Below are 22,126 nucleotides of genomic sequence, written 5' to 3' on the forward strand. Positions count from 1 at the left end.
CAGGTTCTACTGGTGTTTTTCATAACTATCGCTCTCAGTTCGCTCAGCTATGCCTTGACGGCATTGAGTTCGCTTTCATGCCGAGCGGTATGTTTTGCGAGGCTTCCCTCGCTGCTTGCGGTCGCGTTGTAGCCGAACATCTGGGAGGAAGCGCCGCTTGCCACGGACTGCTGGCCCAGTGCCATGGAGTAGTTTCCGGATGCAGCCGACTGATAGCCGGCTGCGATGCTGCTAAATCCGCCAGCATTCTCCTCGGCGCCCAAAGCGGTGCTGTTTCCTCCGGCAGCTTTCGCCCGCTCGCCCAGCGATACAGCATTGTTGCTGGCGGCTTCCGCCTGATTATCCATGGCGATGGCTGAATTAGCGCTCGTCTTTGACAAGCAGCCCACGGCGTGGACATAACTGCCGGTTGCATTTGCAGCGTCTCCCATCGCAATGCTGAGTGTGCCTGAGGCCGTGCTGTCCTGGCCGAGGGTGACGCTGTATTCGCCGCTTGCGGTTGACCGGACGCCGATCGAGATGGAATTTGATCCCGTGGCGCCCTGGCCTTGGTTGCCAAAACCGATGCCGATGGAATCCATTCCCGCGGCTTTAGAAGAGCTGCCGAGTGCGATGGCGCACTCGCCGTCAGCGTACGCCTTGTAGCCGATGGCAGCCGAGCTGTCGTAGGGGGCTGCCGGTTTCCAAAGCCTGGGCGGAATCGCCGATCACGATGGTGTAGTTGCCATTGGCCGTGGCGCCGCCGATTGCCAGCGACGAAGTTCCCGTGGCGCTCGAATCGGAGCCGAGGGCGGTCGATTTGGAGCTGTTCGCCGCCGCGCCGTCGCCAGCTGCGTAGGCTTTGTCCGCGTCCGCAAAAGCCTGCCTCGGACCCGCGAGGAGTCCGACTCCCGTTGCGAGGAGCAACGCACAACGTACAACCGCTGCAAGTTGAAAATTTTCTTTGCTTCGGGACCGCAGGTGTTTTAGGAGGAAAGGGCTCTCTTTTGCATATGACTCTCTGCAGAGTGAATGTTGAAGGGGCTCACATTCCGAACATTAAGATGACGTAGTTTTTCCCGTCGTTCTCCCTGAAATTCACAGGGCCGGAAGGGAGGGTGCGGGAGAGCAGTGGGCCGGAGCGCCCGGCTGCGGCGAGTCCCGGGAAGTGGATGGCTGCTCTTTCGAAGGCTTTTTTCCCCTTGTCATCAAATTGACATATTTTCGTCATCTTTCTGTCATCTTCCAGCAACAATCCCGACACAGGTTTTTTCCATACTTACAGCGTGGACGAGCGGCTTCACACTCTCAGGCCCTCTTCCCTATTTCAACAATCCTGCAGCTGGTGACAAATGGACATCTTCTTCTGGGTCGTTCTCGGCTTTTTGGCACTGCTGGCCGTGATAGACCTTTTCGTGGGCGTCAGCAATGACGCCGTCAACTTTCTGAATTCAGCGGTGGGGTCCCGGATCGCCCCATTCAAGGTGATCCTCACTGTGGCGGGCGTGGGCGTCCTGCTGGGCGCCACATTCTCCGGCGGCATGATGGGGATTGCCCGCAGCGGCGTCTTCCATCCCGCGATGTTCTCCTTCTCGGACGTGATCGCGATCTACTTCGCCGTCATGGTGACCGACGTTATCCTGCTCAACGCTTTCAACCGCATGGGACTGCCGACCTCGACCACTGTCTCGATTGTCTTTGAGCTGCTGGGAGCCGGAGCCGGCATGGCTGCAAATCGCCTGATCGGCATGGGCGAGGGGCTCTCCGCGCTGGGCGACTATCTCAACAGCGGCAAGGCGTTCGGGATGATCTCCGCCATTCTGGTGTCTGTCGTCGTCGCCTTTGTAGCCGGAGCTCTCGTTCAGTGGGTGACGCGCCTCGTATTTTCCTTCCGTTATGACCTCATCTTCCGAAAGCTGGGAGGCATATACGGCGGCTTTTCGCTCGCGATGATTTTTTATTTCCTCGTGATGAAGGGAGCAAAAGGCGCGTCCTTCATGACGCCGGAGGTATTGGAATTTTTCCGCGTCAACGGATCAATGGTCGTGCTTGGCATCTTCGTGGTCTGCTCAATTTTGCTGCAGATCGGCATGATGCTGTTCCATCTCAACGTTTTTCGCCTTGTCATCCTCGCAGGAACGTTCGCCCTGGCCTTTGCCTTTGCAGGCAATGACCTTGTTAATTTCGTAGGCGTTCCGATTGCGGCGCTCGACGCGGCGCATATTTTTGAGGCTGCGGGCGGAGCAGATCCTTCCGGCTTTATGATGGGAGGGCTGGCTGAAGCCATTCCGGCCCCGGGGCTGCTTCTGCTGCTCTCGGGCGTTGTCATGGTGGCTACGCTCTTTCTGTCAAAGAGCGCCCGCAAGGTGATCGAAACTTCCGTGAACCTGTCGGCGAGTTCGAACGGAACTCGAGAAAAATTTGGAGCCACTCCTCTGGGGCGGGCCGTCGTTCGCGGGAGCATGGCTCTGGGGGATTTGATCCACGCGTTCGTGCCGGCGGGTATTCAGCGCGGAATCAACCGCAGGTTTGAGCCGAAAGTGTTTGAGAAGGGCGAGGAGGCTCTGCCTTTTGATTACATCCGCGCCTCGCTCAATCTGATTGTCTCAGCGATTCTGATTGCTTCGGCGACCTCGCTCAAGCTGCCTCTGTCGACCACTTACGTCACCTTTATGGTGGCGATGGGCTCGTCCTTTGCCGACCGGGCCTGGGATCGGGAAACTGCGGTCTACCGGGTTTCGGGTGTCATCACGGTGATTTCCGGCTGGTTCGTGACTGCCTTCAGCGCCTTCATCGCCGCTGCCGTGATGGTTTCTATCGTGAACCTGGGCGGTTTTGCTGCGTATCTGGTCCTAATGGCGCTCGTTCTGTTCATCATCTTCAAGACGAACGTAAAGAGTTCTCGGGAAAAGGAAATGGACCGCGAGGTTGTGGCGCTCAGCGGCCCGGACGGTATCCGCACAAAGCTCGAAAAATCGATTCCGGCCAATTTCGGACGGTCTGCGGATCTTTTTGCACTGACTGTGGACTCCTTCCTTTCGGACAATCTGCCCGGGCTGAAAAAAGCGGTGAATCTCGCCTCCGAGCAGCGCGACCGCATTTCCGATGACCGTGCTCTTTACTATGCCATGCCGGCCGATACGGAAGGCTATGACAGTGCGGACTCCAAGTACTTTTATTACAGGTCCTGCACCGGCATGAAGGAGGCGGCTTCGTCGCTGATCCGCACGGTCTCGCTAGCCCGGGATCATGTCGCGAACCGGCACAGGATTTTTTCCGGAGATCTCGCCACGGAGCTTCAGGCTGTTGCCCATGATCTCGTGGCGCTGAAGCAGCCGCTCGAAAAGGCCGTGCGGCACGGTGACAAGAGCGAGTTTCAATTGAAGCTGCATGCGCTCAATGAGCGCATCGACCGGATTCAGGAAACGGTGCTTGGAGACCGCGAGCATTTCGGGCTGTCGCTGCGCGGCGCGGAGCTGTACATGAATTTCCTGCAGTTCCTGCGTGAAATTCTTGGCCGGTACACCGTTGTCACCGGGCTGGAGTCGCGGCTCACAGGACGGGAAAAGACGGAGAGGGCTGCCGGGCCGTCAAGAGCGGCCGCGGGCTGAAAAATAAAGAACCGGTCCCGCGGGGCCGGAACCGCCGGAAAAGGACGGCTTCATGCGAAGCCGTCCTTTTTTCTCGGGGTGCGCTCGGCATGAGCGCGTTCTAACGGGTGAAAGTCCCGAGTGCAGGAGACAGCACCAAGCACATAGCCGGAGGCAAGGGTGTCCGCCGCGAGGCGGAATCTGAAGGAAGCCCGAGGCAAACCGCCGATCCGACGAACAGGAACCGCATAAGGCATACGAGGAAGGATGAGCCTGCTAGACAAGGCGAAGTCCCCAGCTGTCCGGATTCCGAGGTGTCAATGCGGCGGATGCATGGCGGGAAAGAACGTGTTCTTACCCGAGGAGATCTCGCGAACGTGAAGCCTTTCGGCTCATGGAGTAAAGCCTGCCGCGAGAAGTCAGCAGAGGGCATAGTAGCCGGAGCAGCAGCCGGCGAAGGCCCGAATCCAACGGAGTGTCATCCCGGAGATGCAAAGTCTTATGGTGCAGAAAACCAGCATCTGCCCGGCACCGGATACCCGCGGAACGGGGAAAAATGCCGGGAGGGCGCAAAGACCGTCATAGCGAAGGAAGAGACGACACATGCTGAGCCCGACTTTTCGGGCATCACGCGCGAGAGGATACTGAGCCCCTCCAACCTTCTGCTCGCCCTGAAGCAGGTCGAGTCGAACAAAGGGGCTTCCGGCGTGAACGGGATGAGGATCGAAGAGCTTCGGGACTACATCGTCAGCCACCCGGGCGAACTCACGAGCGCGGTGCGCGAGGGGCGTTACCGCCCCTCCCCCGTGAAGCGGGTGACCATTCCTAAACCAAAAAAAGGGAGAGATCTTGGAATCCCTACAGCCCTCGACCGGCTTGCCCAGCAGGCTGTGGCGCAGGTGCTCGGACTCGAGCTGCGGCTTCAGGCCGAACTGGGGCGCGTCTGACGCGATCCTCCGGTGCATCGGCCATGCCGATGCCGGGTTCAAGTGAGCGGTGGACATCGACCTCGCCAAGTTCTTCGACACCGTGGACCACAGCCGACTCATCAGGAAGCTGTCAGCGCGGATCAAGGACAGGCGGGTCATATCGCTGATCCACCGGATGCTTAAGTCGGGCATAGACACGGGCGCGGAGGTGATCCGGCCGGAGGTCGGACTGATGTAGGGCGAACCGCCCGCCTCCTACTCGATTTTTCCGGAGCCGACCAGCCTGTCCTTCGCTCGCACGCGGATGTCGTAGACGCGGCCGCCCACGGTCTGGAGGACGCCCGTGACCTTTTCCAGAAAACGCCGGGCGGGCCGCGAAAGGGACGTATCGTAGTAAAGGGCGTAAAAGCCGTATTTGTCCGCTTCCCAGTCGGGCAGCACCTGGAGCAGCTCACCGCGCGCCATGTAGGGCAGGGCGAATTCGTAAGGCAGCATGGCGATGCCCGCGCCGTGCAGGCACGCGTTGAAGATCAGAAGGGAGTTGCTGCTGAGGTACCGCCCCTTCATTTCTATGATCCTCGTCTCCCCCTTCGAGTTTGTGAGCCGAAAGCGCTCTCCGAGGTAGAGGTTCACGAGCGCGACGTGGTCCCGGAGATCGTCCGGTTCGCCGGGGACGGGGCGGCCCCTGAAGTAAGAGGGAGATGCGCAGAGGATGTTTCTCACGACGCCGATCCTGCGGGCGATCACGTCCGCCTTCAGGCGGTCTCCCACCTTGAAGGCGAGGTCGATCCCTTCCCCGGGGATGTTCATGTCGCGGTCGGCCGTGATGAGCTCGATCGAGACGCCCGGATTTTCAGCGAGAAAATCCGTCACGATCTGCTGCAGGAAGGCCCAGGCGATGATGCCGGAAGAGGAAATGCGGATGCGGCCCTTGAGCGGCTCGCCGGGGCTGCGGTGGAGGCTTTCGACGAGGCGCCTCGTCCGCAGCATCAGGTCCTCGGCCTGATCGAGCAGCTCCCTGCCTTCGGCGGTGAGGGTGACCGAGCGCGTCGAGCGGTAAAAAAGCCGCACCCCCAGCTCCTTTTCCAAACTCTGGATCGAGCGGGTCACAACGGGCCTCGATAGCCCCAGGCTGTCCGCCGTGCGCGTGAAGCTTCCGGTCTGGGCGACCCGGATGAAAACCGGAAGAAGGGACAGGAGATCCATGGCTATTATTCTGTTTAAAGAAACAAAGTGTTTTGTTTATGGCTATTTATCTTAACTATCTTTTCTCCTAGGATAAAAGGAAGAGATGAGCTTACCCATTGAAAACAAGAGGATGGGGGCCCCTCTCTTCCATTCAAAGGAGAGAAGAGATGAAACTGCTTCGCACGCTTTCAGTCATGACGGTCGCCATGGCCTTTGCCTTCCCGGCGGTCGCCGACCGGGTCATCAACGCCGACGTCGTCGTGGTCGGTGCCGGCGCTTCCGGCACCGTGGCCGCGGCGAGCGCCCAGGAGGCCGGCCTGAAGACCGTGCTGCTTGAAAAGAACGCTTTCGCCGGCGGCGCAGGTAACTTCATGGAGGGCTCCTTTGCCGTCGAGTCCTTCATGCAGAAGAAGGCCGGAGTGAAGCTCACCAAGCTCGAAGAGTTCAACCGCATGGGCGAATACCACCACTGGCGCATCAACGCGCCTCTTGTGAAGCGCTTCATCGATGAATCCCCGGAAACGATCCAGTGGGTGTGGGATCACGGCGTGCACTGGAAGGAAGTGAAGTCCGTGTGGGCCGGCAACAAGAACCTCACCTGGCACATTTACCCGAAGGCGGGATCGCTGCCCGCCGCTATGGTGCAGACCTTTGAAAAGCACGGCGGCAGGCTGCTGCTGCAGACCCCCGGCAAAAAGCTCCTGATGAAGGACGGCCGCGCCTCCGGAGTCGAGGCCGAAGACCTGAAAACCCACGAGAAGGTGACGGTGAATGCGAAGTACGTGCTGCTTGCGACCGGCGGGTACAACTTCAATCCGAAGCTGGTCAAGGAATTCACCGGCCAGGATCTGGTGCCGTCCGGAGCGCCGGGCCGGACCGGCGACGGCATTGAAATGGCGTTCTCGGCGGGCGCCGTGGGCGACAACATGGGCCCGATGATGATCAACGGGGCCTTCAATCCGCTGCCTGGCGAGGCGATCTGCAACGGTCCGAACAAGGAGCTGCGCGCGATCTTCCGCCAGAGCCAGCTCTATCTCGATGGCGCCGGCAACCGCTTCTTCAACGAGCAGCTCACGCTCGACTGGCCGGTCGCCTCGAACGCCATCCTGCGCGCGGGCGAGTGGACCTACATCCTCTTTGACAACGCCTTCGTGAAGGAGCTCGGCACCAAGGGCAAGGGCTATCTCAACCCCTGCGGTAACTTCATCCAGCGCCATCAGGTGGCAAAGGAGCTGCCGCGGATGATCCAAAACGGCGTGAAGCGCGGCGACGTGTTCGAGGGCGCGACGCTCGAGGAAGTGGCAAAGAAGGCGGGGCTCAATCCCAGCAACGTGAAGCGCGCCGCTGCCGATATGACGAAGTTCGCCAAATCCGGAAAAGACACGCAGTTTGGCAAGGACCGCTACTATATCCGCGCGGTTTCCCAGGGTCCGTATTACATCCTTAAAGGGAAACTGCACACGCTCACGTCTCTCAACGGCGTCAAGGTAACCGAGAACCTCCAGGTCGTCGACAAGAATGAGAAGGTGATCCCGGGACTCTATGCTCTGGGCCATGACGCAGGCGGCGTCTACGGCGACAGCTACGACCTGCGAGTGGGGGAAGGCACGGCCTCGTCCTTCGCGATTAACTCGGCCCGCATCGCAGTGAAGAACATCCTTTCTCAGGAAAAGAAGCTCTGATTCCTTAAAATTTCCAAAATGGAGCGGCTTTAAAGTGGCAGGCCGTCCTGGCCTGCCGCTTTTTTTCCGGAAGACCGTTTGAGTCCGCGGCGTGCTTCCGCAGTCTGAGACCTGCCCGAGGCAGGCTTTCCTGCAAAGTCAGTTAATTCTCTTGACGAACTCCGAGCGGCCGGCGCCGCTTCTTTTCAGGCCTTGCCGGGGTCTTCTTTCTCCCTGTCCCGCTGCGCCCTGCACCGGATACTGCGGAATTCTTATCTTTTTGTTTATAACTGCATTTCCTGATCTTGCCCGGCTGACTCGGGATCGGTGGGTTCCGGCAGGTCTTCGGGTCGGAAATGCGGGATTTTTTGCAGGTACTCCGGGCTTTCTAACGTTTTTTCCTTAATCAGAACGACTCTCTCGACATCGGGCCTTTGCCGATATAATTGCTTCTATCTTTTTAATTTAACAGTTATTAATTTCCCTGCTCTAATGTCAAAAGAAAAAAGTTATGCTTCTGAACAGCATCGGTTTTCTTCGTCTTCACTTATCCGACCGGCAATGACGTATAAAGCCCTCGCCGCCGCTCTGATTCTCGGCGTCTGTTTCGGTGAAATGCCCAGCGCCTCAGCGGCCAATGCTGCTGCGGCGACCTACTATCAGTACGCGGTCCTTATGGACAGCACGGATTTGCAAAAACAGATCGAAGCTCTCAGTAAGACACTCTCAAACGCTTCTTATACTTTTTCAAAAGATGGTACAACACTGACTTATGCTTCCACGGATCCGACGACAAAAGCGACGACGACTTACTCCTACCACAAGCAGACGGTAGGTTCGAGCACTTACTGGGTTCGCGACGGCTTCACCATGAAAGTTGAGGAAGGCTACCGCTGGGAGGGAACGAACAGCAGCGGCGCGGCTGTTACGCCCTCTTCGAACACCAAAATCGTCGTCATCGCCAACGCTGACGCGACCGACGCCCAGAAGGCCGGCATTCTCTACAGCACGCAGCTCGCTTCCGCGGACAACGGAATCACGACGCTTAACAGCGACCACCTGTTCAGCGCTTCGGAAACCAATTTCACGGCCTCGACGAACGCGGGCATCCACGCGCGCTCCGACTGGGACATGATTATTTATGAAGGGAACAGCGTCGTTAACGCGGGGAAAACCAATTACAGTACCTATTTCAAGACCGCCACGACCGTTTCCTCCATGCCGCCCTCTCCCACGGCGGGGACCCTGTATTACGACCAGAGCGACGGACTCTACAAGTATTACAGCACGGACGGGGAGCTTTCTTCTGTGAACCCGAGGAAGCTCTATTCCATACTCAATGCATCGACTCAAACTGCGGAAACCGGGATTTTCGTCATCAACGGCGGGAAGGAAATCTATCAAGGCAACGTCTACGGCCAGAACAACGAAATCCTGCTCACCTCCACGGATTCCTCGGGGACCATTTATTCATACTGGGGCGGCGATCTTTACGATGAGACGCTGCCGGTCAGCATGTCCTCGATGACGGTGGCGGATTTCAACGAAGCGGTTTCGATTCTTGAAAACAATATCGAAAAAGTCCACAAGGACAATATCGCTCACCTGAATTTTTCCACGGCGACGGACTCTTCGAGCGGGGTCTCGAGCGGCGTGATCAGCCTTACCACGAACGGCGGGGCCGATGTCCCGGGAACGATCTCGATTGCGAACAGCGGCGGGACCGGGGGCAGCGGAGACGATCTGAAGATCGTGATTTCCGGTTCGACCTCAGACGGAACAACCTCTTCCTTCTCGGTCAATGCGGGCTCCCTGGTCGCTGCCAATCCCGCGAGCGCGACCACGACTTCGCCTGACAAGCTCACCTCGCTTTCCATCAACGGCACGAAGTACGAGATCCAGGACCGGGCAGTTGCTTCCGGAACGGTTTCGTACGATGCCTCGGGCAACGGTAACGGCACGGCGACCCTGGCGCTGAACGACGGGTCGACGGCACGCGTCACGGGCCTGAAGAACACCTACGTTGCTTCCGGATCGGTTTCGTACGATGCCTCGGGCAACGGCACGGGCAAGATCACCCTCACCCAGAACGACGGCTCCACCGTCACCATTGAGGGCCTGAAGGACACCTACACGAAAAGCGCCTCCTATGACTCCGGCAGCAGCTCGCTTGTGTTCACACGCAACGACGGAAGCACCTACTCGGTTTCCGGCATCGCATCGACCGTTGCAGTCGCGGCAGCGAAAACCGAGGTGAAGGCCGGTAGCGATCTGGTGAAGGTCACTCCGTCCGCCGATAAAACAGACAACCACACGGTCTATACCGTCGATGTCAAAGACATGCATGTCAAGGAGGGCAGCGCCTCCTACACCAGCAACGGCGCGGGAACCCTCACGCTCACGCACCAGGACGGGACAACAGCCACGGTCACAGGCCTCAAAGACACATATGTCACGTCCGGAACTGCGTCTTATGACAACAAGGGCAGCGGCACGGCGACTCTCACGATGAACGACGGATCGAAGGCAGATGTCACTGGTCTGAAGAACACCTATGTCGCGTCAGGAACCGCATCTTATGACGACAAGGGTAGCGGTACGGCGACCCTCACAATGAACGATGGAACAACCGCGAGCGTCACGGGACTCAAGGATACCCAGTCGCGCGTGGCGGCGGGTCAGAACGTTGTCGTAACCTCCTCCGACAATGAGATCGGCACCAAGGACTACACGGTATCGCTTGACGCAGCGGCCGCTCGGGCAGTCGTAAACGCCAACGCCTACCTGAGCGAAAACGGAATCAACGCCCAGGGCCTTCGGATCACGAACGTGGCTCCGGGCGAGGTTTCCACCACAAGCACCGACGCGGTGAACGGATCGCAACTCTATGCAACGAACCAGGCGGTCGAGGCGAACTCGAACTCCATCACGCAGCTCAACCGTGCGACCCAGGAGCTCGACCGCAAGGTGAAGAAGGCAGGCGCGAACGCCGCGGCGCTGGCAGCGCTTCATCCTCTGGAATATGACGAGGACCACCTGGTGACGGTCTCCGCGGGCGTGGGCGGTTATCATGGAGCGGCTGCAACCGCCTTCGGGTTTTTCGTGAGGCCGACTCCGAACCTGCTCTTCTCGCTCGGCGGCTCCATCGCCTCGGGAAACGACGTGATGGGGAACCTCGGGGTCTCCTACCGGTTCGGCGATAACTCGACCGCTCGCTACAAGACGAAACTCAATGTGGCCGAGCGCGTGAGCACCCTCACCAACGAGAACCGCGATCTGCAGGCGAAGCTTCAGAGCTCCAACATGAGACTTGAGGCCGCCGACAAAGAAGTGAAGGCCCTTAGGGCCGGCTACGAGTCCCTCAAGGCCGAGCTTAACAAGATCAAGGCGCATCTGAACCTTCGCTGAAAGCGCCGGATCATGCCGCCAGCGGGCGTCTCCGTTCCGAGGCCTTTGTCCCAAAAAGCCTCGGAAGGAGCCTCCCGCTCTCGAGACTCCCCCGATACTCATATAGCCCTGCAAAGGGCTATATGAGTATCGGGGGATGAGACTTTCTGTGAATGAACCCATTTGACCCCGATTGGGAAGAGCTTACTCGGTAAGCCCAACATAGGTTGCAAGACTGAATTCGTGAATTCGGCCGATTCCTTAAACCCTTCGACGGGCGGCAGCTTCTGCGGAGGCTATGCTGTGATTCCTGAAAAAATACTTGGGACTGGAATCGGACCAGATTGAAGTGAATGGCCCAGACCTTTTAATCGGCGTAGGGGAGGGCAACAGAAGTCCCCGAATCCGGATGTGTGCCTGTCCGAATACACAACGTAAATTGTTTCACTTCCCGATCGAACCTCGAATTCAAAAAGCGGCTTAGGGAGCTTCTGGTTATTGAGAATCACAATGGCTGGTTTAAAACAGCCATGGATTTTTGTTGCCGAAAATAAACAAATTGACATAGGGGGCTAAATGTGCCTCCCTTTTCAAGGAAAGCAACGTTCATTTGTCAATTTTATTTAACTTACTAAAATTTTTTTCAAGACAGCTGATATCTAAACATGCATTTCCTTGAGCGCTTCGTTGCCGAGGATCGCGTTCGAGCCATGCGGGCATGTATCCGGTCTTTACTGAGCCGTACGCATGCTTTTTTGAAGGTCTGAAATGATTATGAAAAAAATCGGGGAAAAACGGAAAATCCGCATTGGGCTCTTAATGGTGTTCGCAGCCTTGTCCGGGACCGCTACGGCCGGCAGTAGCCTCAGCGGCAACACAAGCACGGTATCTCAGGGCGAACGGGAAGGCGAGACGCTGATCGGGGTGACCTCCCGCGATCCGGTGGACCCGACTTGGGGGGTGCAGGCCGCTGACAACCGGTTTTACGTTTATGACCATGACAGCACATCGCTGGTGGAGGGCGTTCGGGTGGAGACCCAGAGCAAAAGTCCTTCAGGCAGCGTGTCTCTGCTCCGCAATGCTCTGGAAATCGGGACCAGGGAGGAGAAGACGAGTCGGGTCGGGACGGTTTTTGGCGTTTATGTCGAGCCATCTTTTGGCGCAGCGGAGGACGCAGGCTCCATGGGCCGTGTGACTGCGGGGGACAATGTCCTGACCATCCGCAACACCCAGGCAGGGGAGGTCGTGTCGGTTTACGACATTACGGACAACAGCAACGGACGTGACCGTTCTTCATTTACTGCCAAGAAAAACGCTTTGGTTGTGGACTCCAGCAGGATCGGCGAGCTCACTCATATTCATTTGTACTCGCCCCATGAAGAAAGCGAGAATGTAATCTCTGCCAATACGGCCGCCGTCAGCTCAAGTACGGTGGGTTCCTATTCCGGAACTTATCAGAGGTACGGGAAATCCAGTAGCCTCGTCCTGTCGCAAAATACGGCGGAATTTTCCAGCGCGGAAATCCAGAGCACTGTGTTCGGCTCGAACATCTATGAGGCGGATTCGGCCGTTTCAGAAGGAAACCGGCTGTCCTTTGCCGGCAGCACCGTTGGGAGCTATCTGATTCAAGACTATGTATACGGCGCAAAGGAAAATTTCAATAAAAATACCCTGATCCTGGATCAAGGTTCGGTTGCCAAGGGCTCGGCGATCGGCGAATACCTTTACGGGTCTGACTCGGCCTCAGAGCTCAACGCGAAACAAAATGCGGTCTTTCTTTCTGGCGCAAGTCGCGCAGAAGCGGGCGTCACGGCGGTCGTAATTCAGAATAATCGCTCTGCACAAAAGACCGCCATCCGTGCCGAGGACAACCAGCTTTCACTTTCCGGAGGCAGTCAGGCAGCTTTTGCCGTGGGCGTGGAGCTAAGCGATCAGGGGCTGTCGGCAGTCGAACTTTCCGGAAATCAGGTGAGCCTGGAATCAGGCTTTGCCGGGGCAGCTCTCACAGTGACCATGAGCGGGAGTTCCTCTGAGGCTTCGGCTTTTGCCAATTCTCTGCATCTGCTGGGAGGCTCCGTCGCTCTCTTCGGCAGCGCAGCCCTCAGCACGGGGAATGCCCGGGGCAATTCCGTCGACGTCACAGACAGCACGGCCGGTATCGTGGTTGGCGGGCTGGCCGAGGGAGACGCTTCCGGCAATACGGTCACTATCGGAGGCCAGTCCGCAGTCCGCTTTGACGCTGCCCGGGAAGCGCTTGAAGCTCGCAATATCACGGAATCTGAGAATTTGGTGCCGGTGCCCGAACTGAAGAATCGTTCTGTTGTGATTGCCGCGTACAGTTCGAGCGGCTCGGCAAACGATAACTCCATCAACATCACGGGCACAGCCGATCTGAGTGACGCTGATATCTATGGCGCCTTGTCTGCCGGAGGGACAAAGCCCCGGGGGTCCGGTAATACCCTGCGCATCGGGTACAACGGTTCCGCGGCGGCAGTATGGGACAATCCGGAAGGCAATATGGTCAACAGCGTAGCTTTCTTTGACCGCATGGAGCTCTATGAAGGACAGTGGGGCAAAACCATGCTTCAGGTAAAGCAGGCTATGGATCTGACCCAGACAACGGTGGATATCAGCCGTCTGTCGTTTGATCAGGCCTCGCCGGCCAGACCTGACAGCGAAACCATCCTGGTCGATGACGCCGTAACGCAGTACAGCGACGCGGGTCCTGACAAAAACGTTACTCTCGAGGACGGAAACGGCGGACGGGGCGTGGCTTTCGCCTACAGTCTGGGAAAGGAGGGAGCCGTTTTGTCCGGCAGCTTCCTCGGAAAGGGAACCACTTTAAACGGCAACATCGTCCTTAAAACTGGCGACGTGAAGGTGAGCTCCGTTTCGTTTGGCAACATCGAGTGGGGAAAGACTCCTCTCACTCTGGAACGGGATGTGACTTACGACTTCGCAGAGGCAAGAATTGAAACCTCCGGCCTTACGTTTAAATCCCTCTCGGATCTGAAGGAAGGTACGAACACTATGACGTTGCTCGATGCCAACGGCCGGGCTGAGAACCTGACGGAAAAAAGCCTGAGCGGAGAGTCCCTAAAATACACTGTCGGAACGACGCTTGAGGGCAGCGGCAGGGCCTATCTTCAGAATGGGAATATTCAGTATTCGATCGACCTGAAGGATACATTCTCCAAGCCCCAGCCCCAGAAGCAGACTCACATGACCGTGATGGGGCACGAGGCGGGTCTGACTGCACTGATCGAGGGCAGCGACCTGGTGGTCCGGGACCTCAGAGCTGCCAGGGACGAGAAGAACGCTTTGTATGGCTTTGTTTCTTCCATGGGCGGCGCGAACCGCTATGACACCGGTAGCCATTTAAGAACCGACTTGTACAACGGGCATGCCGGCCTGGGGGCTCGTTTTGCGACTGCCCGAGGCGGCGAGGGCATCTGCGCGTTGTTTTTTGATTACGGCCATGGAAACTATCACAGTTACGACGCGGGTCGCAGCGGGCACGGAAAAATCGACTACAGCGGTGCGGGTCTCTTCGGCCAGCACCGGTGGGAGAACCAGATTTTCACAGAGGGTTCTCTGCGCACAGGCCGGCTGAAGAACAAGTCCCGTCATGCTCTTGTGGATGGGGAAGGAAACGGCTATGACTACAATACGCACAGCCGTTACTGGGCTTTTCACTTCGGCTTGGGCAAAACTCTGGAGGTGGCCCGAGACGACAGCGTCGACCTATACGGGCGCTATTTTTATACTCATCTTGGCAGCGATGTTTTCCGTGCCGCAGGCACTTATCGGCTGGATGGAGCAAACAGCAGCCTGCTGCGCCTCGGCGGACAATGGAATCATGCCGGCCGCGACAGTCTGTATTTCGCCGGTTTGGCCTATGAGTACGAATTCGACGGAAAGGCTTCGGGTCTGGCTGACGAAGTCCCCATCCGGAATGCTGACATACGAGGCAGCAGTGCACGCTTCGAGGTGGGAGGAAAATGGACGAAAGGCCCGTGGGTTCTGGATCTCGCCGCTCATGCGTACGCAGGGCAGCATCGCGGTGCGGGCGGTAATATGAACATCGTGTACCGTTTTTTCTGACAGCTTCTCAAAACTGGCCGACGACAGGATCCCTGCCTGCTCTGAAAGGGGCAGAAAAGGTTCCTGTTGACCGGGCGGTTGCTTCCGGTCGGACTCCGTTTCATCAGGGGAAGGAAGCCGCGCCGGGCCTTCTGCATTTTGACCTGGAAGGCGCCTTTTCCATGTTCCTCAGAGGTTGATCAATAGTTCTGAAAGGGTGGCTTCGCTGCGTGTCTCCTGCAGTTGAGCCAGCAACTCGAAGACATGCTTTAGCCAAGCTCTGTGAGCCTTTTTAGAAGCGGCTTATCGCCGTGGAGATAAGCTGGGCGCGAGCGGCGAGCCGCAGGGCATTGTTACCGGACCGGTCGAAAACAGACGGGGCGCCGCCGCGCAGAAGGCATTGTCAATGCCGGGAAGTTCAAACGGGGTACCGGCTCCCTTGAAGGAGCGAACAATGCGATCAAAGTGCTCAAGCGAATGGCATACGGCTTCAGAGACTTTGAGTATTTTGTACTGAAAATCAAGTCAATTTTCCCCGGAAGGAACCTGTCTCCATGGAGAAGCCTTCCAGACTATACCGCTGTGTTGGAATCAGGGCTGTGGGTACCAACTTTTCCCGGTATACCATGAAGAACCTTTTTTTGCTTATACCTCATTGAATTTATTTTAAAAGATCTCATTAATTTCTTATCGTTCATAAAAAAACCGGGTTAGAGGTTGTGAACGAACTGGTAATCCTATGCAAAATGGTTGCAGATTGAGTTGTATTTAATTTGAACCAATAACAATAGATTCAAAAAGGGGGGATGTTGAGAGAAATTAATTAGAAAATAAGGTATTTTAAGCACATTTAATTTTTAGGTGCCAGAATCTGAACGGCTGGACCTGAACGCTTCCAGAACGCTCAGGAACACTTTAGACGCTAGGGACAATCCGCGGCCTTTGAGGCGCACGAGAACGAGTGAGCCCTCGACTAGCGGCCGGTCCATTCGAAGCACGAACACGTCCTCATCTTCCGGCAGACTTTCCACGCAACCGGTGATCACAAAGCCCAACCCCAGCCCGGCTCGGGTAAAGTCCTCAATCAACGACATGGACTCGCATTCAAACGGAGGCTGAAAAGCGATTCCTTTTCCCTCAAATGCCCGGTGCAGTGCTTCACGAGCGATGTGCCCTTGGTTTAGCGTGATGAGCGGGCAGGCTGCGATTTCCTCTAGAAGGACATTCGGATGCTGAAGCTCAGGAAATAAACTGCGGCTCGCGGCAAAGCTGTAGCTAAACCGACCTAGTTCGGTGACTTCGAATTCCTCGCCCGGGCTGTAGCCGTCGGGAAGCGTGACCAGCATGAACTCCGTTAAGCCCTTCCGGAGGTCGTCGAGCAGACGGTTGAAATGGTTTTCCGCTTTTACCTCTATTCCTACATCGGGATGGTCCGCATGGAATTCCTGCAGCACCGGCTGCATCAGCCGGTGCATAAGCATCTCAGGTACTCCGAATCGCACGGTGCCGCTTTGAACGGACCGATACGCATCGAGTCGGGCTTGTCCTGCAGCAAGTTCGGAGAACATGGCACGGGTGGTCTGTAAAAGGATTTTTCCTTCCTCCGTCAGGACATTGCAGCGTCCCTCCCTGCGGAAAAGCCGTACGCCAAGACGCTCTTCGAGCCGCCGGATGCCGTAGGAAACGGCAGGCCCGGTCACGCAGAGATTCCGAGCGGCCCCGGAAACGCTTCCCGCCGTGGCGAGGCATTGGAAAATTCGAAGCTGTTCGAGATTGAGATGAGGGAGATCGGAGGCCATGGAATAAATAGTTAAATATTATTTATTAATAGATAGAAAAATGTTAATTGAATTTAATACTTTCGGCGGATAAAATCAATCCATGCAGGGGATTTGGCCTGTGGCTTCAAAGGATTAAAGGAAAAGAAATGAGTGGAATACAAAGAAGAGATTTCCTTGGTGCAGCAGCAGCTGCAATGGCGGCCTTGGGAAGCGGTGCGGCAAACGCCGCGCAGAGAAAGTCCTCGCGCTGGACGCAAAGCTGTGATGTCGTGGTGGTTGGAGCAGGAGGAGCGGGCCTTGCGGCGGCTGTCACGGCTGCCGAAGCCGGCAAAAAGGTTCTCGTGCTTGAAAAACTCGGCATTATTGGCGGAAACACTATTATTTCTGGCGGCGGTTACAACGCAGCCGATCCGGTTCTGCAGAAGAAACTGGGCGTCGAGGACAGCCCCGCAAAACACGCGCAGCAAACACTGGCCGCAGGCGACGGTCGAGCCAATCCGCAACTGGTGAATGAGCTAACGAGCCATGCTTTGGAGAGCCTGCACTGGCTCGAGAGCCTCGGCGTGAAGTTCAAGCCCTATGTCTACCAGATCTATGGTGGCCTTTATCCTCGGGCTCATGTGCCGGAAAAAGCTGCCGGAATGGCCTATATCGAGGCTCTTTCGGCCCGCGCCGAGAAGCTGGGCGTCAAAATTATCACCAACGCCCCGGTGACCGGGATCGTGCGTGAAAAGGAGCTTTCGGGCCGGGTGCTTGGCGTCGAGGCGAAGGTCAACGGGCGGCCAGAGCGCATTGAAGCCCGCTGCGGAGTCGTGATCGCCTCCGGAGGCTTTGGCGCAAATGTCGCAAAGCGCTCCATCTACGATCCCAGGATGCGTAACCTCACGACCACCAATCAGCCTGGGGCCACAGGCGAGATGATCGACTATGCCGAGGATGTCGGGGCTCAGACCGTGGGGATGGACTACATCCAGTGCATCCCGGGCGCCCCGCTGGGCGACAAGACCCGTTCGGCCTTCTTCAATGTGGTGAAACGGTTCATATTCGTGAACAAGGCCGGCAAGCGCTTTGTGGCGGAGGACCGCCGCCGGGACGTGCTTCGCGACGCTTTCCTTGCACAGCCTGACCCCGTCTCCTTTGTTGTGATTGACTCGCAGGGTTGGGATGAAATGCCCGGCGGTCCGAAGTTGCGCTGCGAGGCTTCGATCAAAGCGGGCGAGGCCTGGAAGTGCCAGACGCTCGATGAACTCGCGCAGAAGATGGGCGTGCCGGTCGACGTCTTCAAGAAGACGGTGGCAGAGTATAACCGTGGAGTCGATGAAAAGAAGGACGCTCTGGGGCGGAGCCCAACCGTGATGACGAAGCTCGAAAAGGCTCCTTTTTATGCGGGACGCGCGAGCATGGCGGTTCATCATACGATGGGCGGCATTTTGATAGACGTGAAGGCCCGCGTGATTGACCGCCGTCTTCGGGTGATTCCGGGTCTTTATGCAGCAGGCGAGACGACCGGAGGTATCCACGGGACGAACCGCGTGGGCGGCAACGCTATCGCCGACATTTTCACCTTCGGGAGAATCGCCGGCCGCTCAGCCGCCACTAAGGCCTAAATCCCGGAACAGGAGAGGAGAGAGTCGGGATCTGCCGGTCGGAGTACTCTCTCCGCTTCGGCCGGCACTTTTCCTGCGCTTCCCAGCTTCTGAAGAAAACGGTGATTTCTGACTGATATTACAAACGGTCATTTTTGAAAGAGCGCTGACTGCCTGGGTAGCTCGGGCTTAAGGAAAAAAGACGACCCCTAGCCTCCCGAAGACTCAGGCCCGGGGTTTCATACCGCCGCTTGCAAAGCGGCAGTTTTTATCCTCAGGGGGAAGTTTCGGACGGGAGGTAAAAAGCCGTAGGCCTGGCCTTAAAAAACCGGCTGGCTCATCCTCGTTAACATCATTTGTGACTGGACGGCTGGACGAGGCAGTTTGTTTCGGAGCTTTCTTTGACCCTCGGTGGCGAAATGCCCGAAAATGTGAAGCTTAGCTTTTCTACTGATTTATCCCGCTTCATGTTGCTATGGCCCGCACGATGCCCTCAGGGTGGCAGATGCCCGGGTGATGCGCAGCCTCGGCTTTTCACTTTCCCACATCAAGGCCTTAAAGGGAGTTTCGTACCGCGGACAGCTTGAAGCACTCAAGGAGTGCGGAAAGGACATCGAGAAGAAAATAAAGGAACTTTCCATACGGCTTGAACGGCTGCGGGAAGTGGAGTCGTTCCTGTCCAAATGCGCGTTGTGCGACGGGGTCGTCGAAGATGTCGTCCGTCCTCCGATTCACAGTCTTTATACTTTCGGGCGGGACCGGGATTACAAGATGAGGGCAACAACTAGGTATATTGTTTGATAGATATTCTTAATTAGATGAATTTAAAGTAAATATTCGATATTACATCGCCAAAATGGCTATGGAAATAACTTCATTTCCGGCCTGTTTTATGTATCTGGCAGCTTGAATTGAACGTATGCCGATTGCAAATCTTTAAAAATCAATCAGTTGTGCAAGATAATCTTTTCGTTTCATGTGTTTTCCTGTACAAATGAGGGAAGCAGAGTGGGAAAAGAATTTATTTCCGGGATGTTTTAAGGAGAGGTTTTCTTAATTTTGTTTTATTATCAGTTAATTAGAATTAACTATCAAGCAAGTATCCTATCTGTCGGCATAATAAAAAAGCGCCCTGTTTCCAGAGCGCTCCGTAAGCTAAATTTTTATTTCACCTGCAGCCGTTTTTGTCGCAATCATATATTATGCCGCGGCGAGAATCCCAAAGTCTGTACCGATCCCCATCCCGGTTAAGAACCGTGTAATCCGTTGGACTCGATTCTTTTTCCTGCGGCGCTGACGTTTCTTTATCGAGCTCAGTTAATTTGATTTTTTCTGGCTTTAAGGCCCGTACAACCCAACCGCTCGGAGAAACATAAATGCCGTTTTTATCGAATTTGATCTGGTCAGCCGCTAACGCAGGCACCGATGCGGCAAAGCACATCAGCAAAACAAGCAGCTTTTTCATGGCCATCTCCTTTCCCCTCAGAAATATATTAGTCCCGAGGGGCGGAAAAGACTGAAAAATTATGTGCGCAAAAGTTTCAGCGTCCTGGCCGGTACAAAGGCCGGACGCCGGATGTTATTGCGCTCCACGATCTCAGAGTCCCGGGTGGCGTCCCCGTAGTAGTCGTAGGCCAGCACGAGGGCCGGTATGACTTCCGACGGAGTATAGTCAATCAGCCTTGCCCGGCTCTCGGCCCGGGTCGTGAGATCGCCCCAGACGGCCGCCCTGGCAACAACTAGGTATATTGTTTGATAGATATTCTTAATTAGATGAATTTAAAGTAAATATTAGATATTACATCGCCAAAATGGCTATGGAAATAACTTCATTTCCGGCCTGTTTTATGTATCTGGCAGCTTGAATTGAATGTATGCCGATTGCAAAATATTAAAAATCAATTAGTTGCACAAGATAATCTTTTCGTTTCATGTGTTTTCCTGTACAAATGAGGGAAACAGAGTGGGAAATGAATTCATTTCCGGGATGTTTTAAGGAGAGGTTTTCTTAATTTTGTTTTATTATCAGTGAATTAGAATTAACTATCAAGTAAGTATCCTATCTGTCGGCAATAAAGCCAGCCAATAACGTATCTGATCCTATTTTTACAACCGCCTCCAACCCCTCTTCTATGCCTTCGCAAAGACTGGCCCTATTAGATGTTCTAGCAACTCCTAACTGACACACTCGCACCAAGGAATTAACGCTCACTTCTATCTGAACCGATGTCCAACCAAGGTACTTTTTCCCGTTGACATACAGGGTTACTTCATTTTCTGGGGCCATAAAAAAACGCCCCGATTTCTCAGAGCGCCCTTAAGAATTCACAGAAATAAGATTATTCGGGAAGTTTGATATTTCGCGTTTTCGGATCTACAAGAATACGTTGCTTCGTAACGGGATTCACATATTCCTTGTATCTTCCGGACCATCCGTTATCGTGAAAATGATTTTCTCTTGCCAGGCGATCCTGTTCGTCCTTTGCCTTCCTTGCTGCTTCATCTGCTTTTATTTTTTCCAGTGACTTAGAGTTAATAACGATGTGTTTTACCTCTTTGCTTGGAGGATTCTGGACATAAATAAGTTCTTGATGCTTAATACCTTCCATATCAACCCATTCTGTTGGGATTGTATAGTCGGCAAACGCGGTCGCGCTTAAGAACACCCCCAGCACCGCAGCAACAGCAAGAATCTTTTTCATGGCAGTCACCTGCTCAAAAGCTTCAGCTCTCTGGCGGGAACAAACCCGCCGTGCCGGATGCCGTTGCGGTCGATAATCTCTTTCTCCCTGGCGGCATCCTCATAAAAATTATAGGCAATCACGAGGGCCGGCTGCACTTCCGGAGGTGTAACAGTTAGGCAACAACTAGGTATATTGTTTGATAGATATTATTAATTAGATGAATTTAAAGTAAATATTCGATATTACATCGCCAAAATGGCTATGGAAATAACTTCATTTCCGGCCTGTTTTATGTATCTGGCAGCTTGAATTGAATGTATGCCGATTTCAAATCGTTAAAAATCAATTAGTTGCGCAAGATAATCTTTTCATTTCATCTGTTTTCCTGTACAAATGAGGGAAACAGAGCGGGAAATGAATTCATTTCCGCGATGTTTTAAGGAGAGGTTTTCTTAATTTTGTTTTATTATCAGTGAATTAGAATTAACTATCAAGCCAGTATCCTATCTGTCGGCCCGGGCGGCCTTCGTGCGCTTCCCGCGCTACAGACTGTGGGGAGGCGGGGGCGGCGTGAAGCCGTGCAGCACCTGCAGCCCCTTCACCTCGATCTCGTTTTGCCTGCCGTGCCTTGCGTCCACCTCGCCCCAGACGCGTACCCGGGTGCGCTCGTCGACCTGGTGCCCGCGGAAGAGGTCATCGTCAATCTCTGCGACCACTTCGCCCGTCCGGTCACGAAAAACGTAGTGCTCGTGGCGCAGCCGCCTGACGACATACCCCTCGAGCTCCACCCGCTGGTCTTCACGCCCGTGGCCGATCACTTCGCGAACGGTCGTGAGGGCCCCGTGGTGATGGTGGCGGTGTGCGCCCTGCACGGCGGGCGGCGGAGCCGGGCGGTGGGCGCCCGGGCCCGTGAACTGCGCGTAGGCGCCCGGGGCGGCGAGCGCAAGCGAGGCCGCGGCGATCCAAAGAAGCTTGGCTGAGGTTTTCATGGGATTCTCCTTCCGAACAAATCCTTGCACGGGAAGATTGCCGAGGCGGCTTCCGATCCGCTCCTCCCAGAGCCTCACCCGCCCCCAGAGGAAGCGGTAGCTCACCCCCAGCGCCTTGGATGTCGCGGTAATCGAGCCGATGCGCTCGATCGCAGACAGGAGGTCGGGAAGCTCAGAAGACACCACGTCATCGGGCCGCTCGCCGCTGCTGAGCTCGTAGGTGAGATGGATCTTGAACATAAACTCTGCGCTCCTGTTCCGGAATGCCC

Annotated in this window: 16 protein-coding genes and 1 pseudogene; 9 read left to right on the top strand and 8 right to left on the bottom strand. The window is 55.8% G+C overall.

What is annotated here, in order from left to right:
* Nucleotides 1-47: 47 nt before the first annotated feature.
* Together MAF45_RS04605 and MAF45_RS04610 are read right to left on the bottom strand one after the other, a co-directional pair.
* The gene (locus tag MAF45_RS04605; protein ID WP_370659309.1) at nucleotides 48-701 is read right to left on the bottom strand and encodes a hypothetical protein; all 654 of its coding nucleotides are present in this window, start codon (nucleotides 699-701) and stop codon (nucleotides 48-50) included.
* Nucleotides 628-906 (bottom strand): hypothetical protein, encoded by a 279-nt coding sequence (locus tag MAF45_RS04610; RefSeq protein WP_237978380.1) that lies wholly within the window; start codon nucleotides 904-906, stop codon nucleotides 628-630. Before MAF45_RS04610 ends, MAF45_RS04605 begins: the two co-directional genes overlap by 74 nt.
* 425 nt (nucleotides 907-1,331) lie before the next feature.
* Between MAF45_RS04610 and MAF45_RS04615 the strand changes: the two genes are divergently transcribed.
* The 3 genes from MAF45_RS04615 to MAF45_RS04625 all read left to right on the top strand — a co-directional run bounded on the left by MAF45_RS04615 (nucleotide 1,332) and on the right by MAF45_RS04625 (nucleotide 4,736).
* Nucleotides 1,332-3,590 (top strand): inorganic phosphate transporter, encoded by a 2,259-nt coding sequence (locus MAF45_RS04615; protein WP_237978381.1) that lies wholly within the window; start codon nucleotides 1,332-1,334, stop codon nucleotides 3,588-3,590.
* A gap of 356 nt (nucleotides 3,591-3,946) precedes the next feature.
* Nucleotides 3,947-4,516 (top strand): reverse transcriptase family protein, encoded by a 570-nt coding sequence (locus MAF45_RS04620; protein ID WP_237978382.1) that lies wholly within the window; start codon nucleotides 3,947-3,949, stop codon nucleotides 4,514-4,516.
* Between the two features lie 49 nt (nucleotides 4,517-4,565).
* On the top strand, nucleotides 4,566-4,736 hold the full coding sequence (locus MAF45_RS04625; protein ID WP_237978383.1) for a hypothetical protein: 171 nt from the start codon (nucleotides 4,566-4,568) through the stop codon (nucleotides 4,734-4,736).
* 17 nt (nucleotides 4,737-4,753) lie between these two features.
* Here the strand turns inward: MAF45_RS04625 and MAF45_RS04630 are convergent, their stop codons facing one another.
* On the bottom strand, nucleotides 4,754-5,704 hold the full coding sequence (locus MAF45_RS04630; RefSeq protein ID WP_237978384.1) for a LysR family transcriptional regulator: 951 nt from the start codon (nucleotides 5,702-5,704) through the stop codon (nucleotides 4,754-4,756).
* Between the two features lie 149 nt (nucleotides 5,705-5,853).
* On the opposite strand from MAF45_RS04630, the gene MAF45_RS04635 reads away from it, so the two are divergent.
* From MAF45_RS04635 to MAF45_RS04650, 4 genes and pseudogenes are all read left to right on the top strand, one after another.
* Entirely contained in the window at nucleotides 5,854-7,368 is a 1,515-nt protein-coding gene (locus MAF45_RS04635) for an FAD-dependent oxidoreductase (RefSeq protein WP_237978385.1), read from the top strand.
* Nucleotides 7,369-7,908: 540 nt separating this feature from the next.
* Nucleotides 7,909-10,755, top strand: coding sequence for a YadA-like family protein (locus MAF45_RS04640; RefSeq protein WP_237978386.1), 2,847 nt, complete (start codon nucleotides 7,909-7,911; stop codon nucleotides 10,753-10,755).
* Nucleotides 10,756-11,508: 753 nt separating this feature from the next.
* Entirely contained in the window at nucleotides 11,509-14,838 is a 3,330-nt protein-coding gene (locus MAF45_RS04645; RefSeq protein WP_237978387.1) for an autotransporter outer membrane beta-barrel domain-containing protein, read from the top strand.
* 366 nt (nucleotides 14,839-15,204) lie between these two features.
* A pseudogene (locus tag MAF45_RS04650) lies at nucleotides 15,205-15,357 on the top strand (transposase); the annotation flags it as partial.
* A 317-nt stretch (nucleotides 15,358-15,674) separates the two neighbouring features.
* On the opposite strand, the gene MAF45_RS04655 reads toward MAF45_RS04650, so the two are convergent.
* The gene (locus tag MAF45_RS04655) at nucleotides 15,675-16,616 is read right to left on the bottom strand and encodes a LysR family transcriptional regulator (RefSeq protein WP_237978388.1); all 942 of its coding nucleotides are present in this window, start codon (nucleotides 16,614-16,616) and stop codon (nucleotides 15,675-15,677) included.
* A 176-nt stretch (nucleotides 16,617-16,792) separates the two neighbouring features.
* Here MAF45_RS04655 and MAF45_RS04660 point away from each other — a divergent pair, with 176 nt between their 5' ends.
* Nucleotides 16,793-18,205 (top strand): FAD-dependent oxidoreductase, encoded by a 1,413-nt coding sequence (locus MAF45_RS04660; RefSeq protein ID WP_237978389.1) that lies wholly within the window; start codon nucleotides 16,793-16,795, stop codon nucleotides 18,203-18,205.
* A 477-nt stretch (nucleotides 18,206-18,682) separates the two neighbouring features.
* The gene (locus MAF45_RS04665) at nucleotides 18,683-18,985 is read left to right on the top strand and encodes a hypothetical protein (protein ID WP_237978390.1); all 303 of its coding nucleotides are present in this window, start codon (nucleotides 18,683-18,685) and stop codon (nucleotides 18,983-18,985) included.
* Between the two features lie 367 nt (nucleotides 18,986-19,352).
* Here MAF45_RS04665 and MAF45_RS04670 read toward each other — a convergent pair whose 3' ends face one another.
* The 4 genes from MAF45_RS04670 to MAF45_RS04680 form a co-directional block, all read right to left on the bottom strand.
* On the bottom strand, nucleotides 19,353-19,649 hold the full coding sequence (locus MAF45_RS04670; RefSeq protein WP_237978391.1) for a hypothetical protein: 297 nt from the start codon (nucleotides 19,647-19,649) through the stop codon (nucleotides 19,353-19,355).
* 594 nt (nucleotides 19,650-20,243) lie between these two features.
* Entirely contained in the window at nucleotides 20,244-20,471 is a 228-nt protein-coding gene (locus MAF45_RS11450; RefSeq protein WP_370659308.1) for a phage baseplate assembly protein, read from the bottom strand.
* Nucleotides 20,472-20,523: 52 nt separating this feature from the next.
* Entirely contained in the window at nucleotides 20,524-20,886 is a 363-nt protein-coding gene (locus MAF45_RS04675) for a hypothetical protein (RefSeq protein WP_237978392.1), read from the bottom strand.
* A 524-nt stretch (nucleotides 20,887-21,410) separates the two neighbouring features.
* On the bottom strand, nucleotides 21,411-22,097 hold the full coding sequence (locus MAF45_RS04680) for a NirD/YgiW/YdeI family stress tolerance protein (RefSeq protein WP_237978393.1): 687 nt from the start codon (nucleotides 22,095-22,097) through the stop codon (nucleotides 21,411-21,413).
* Nucleotides 22,098-22,126: the final 29 nt, after the last annotated feature.

It is taken from the genome of Mesosutterella porci (genome assembly GCF_022134585.1).
GTDB lineage: Bacteria > Pseudomonadota > Gammaproteobacteria > Burkholderiales > Burkholderiaceae_F > Mesosutterella > Mesosutterella porci.

Coding starts and splice junctions, on each gene's coding strand:
- MAF45_RS04680 (WP_237978393.1), bottom strand. CDS start 22,097: ATGTTCAAGATCCATCTCACCTACGAGCTCAGCAGCGGCGAGCGGCCC.
- MAF45_RS04630 (WP_237978384.1), bottom strand. CDS start 5,704: ATGGATCTCCTGTCCCTTCTTCCGGTTTTCATCCGGGTCGCCCAGACC.
- MAF45_RS04675 (WP_237978392.1), bottom strand. CDS start 20,886: ATGAAAAAGATTCTTGCTGTTGCTGCGGTGCTGGGGGTGTTCTTAAGC.
- MAF45_RS04660 (WP_237978389.1), top strand. CDS start 16,793: ATGGCGGCCTTGGGAAGCGGTGCGGCAAACGCCGCGCAGAGAAAGTCC.
- MAF45_RS04635 (WP_237978385.1), top strand. CDS start 5,854: ATGAAACTGCTTCGCACGCTTTCAGTCATGACGGTCGCCATGGCCTTT.
- MAF45_RS11450 (WP_370659308.1), bottom strand. CDS start 20,471: ATGGCCCCAGAAAATGAAGTAACCCTGTATGTCAACGGGAAAAAGTAC.
- MAF45_RS04645 (WP_237978387.1), top strand. CDS start 11,509: ATGAAAAAAATCGGGGAAAAACGGAAAATCCGCATTGGGCTCTTAATG.
- MAF45_RS04615 (WP_237978381.1), top strand. CDS start 1,332: ATGGACATCTTCTTCTGGGTCGTTCTCGGCTTTTTGGCACTGCTGGCC.
- MAF45_RS04670 (WP_237978391.1), bottom strand. CDS start 19,649: ATGAAAAAGCTGCTTGTTTTGCTGATGTGCTTTGCCGCATCGGTGCCT.
- MAF45_RS04640 (WP_237978386.1), top strand. CDS start 7,909: ATGACGTATAAAGCCCTCGCCGCCGCTCTGATTCTCGGCGTCTGTTTC.
- MAF45_RS04655 (WP_237978388.1), bottom strand. CDS start 16,616: ATGGCCTCCGATCTCCCTCATCTCAATCTCGAACAGCTTCGAATTTTC.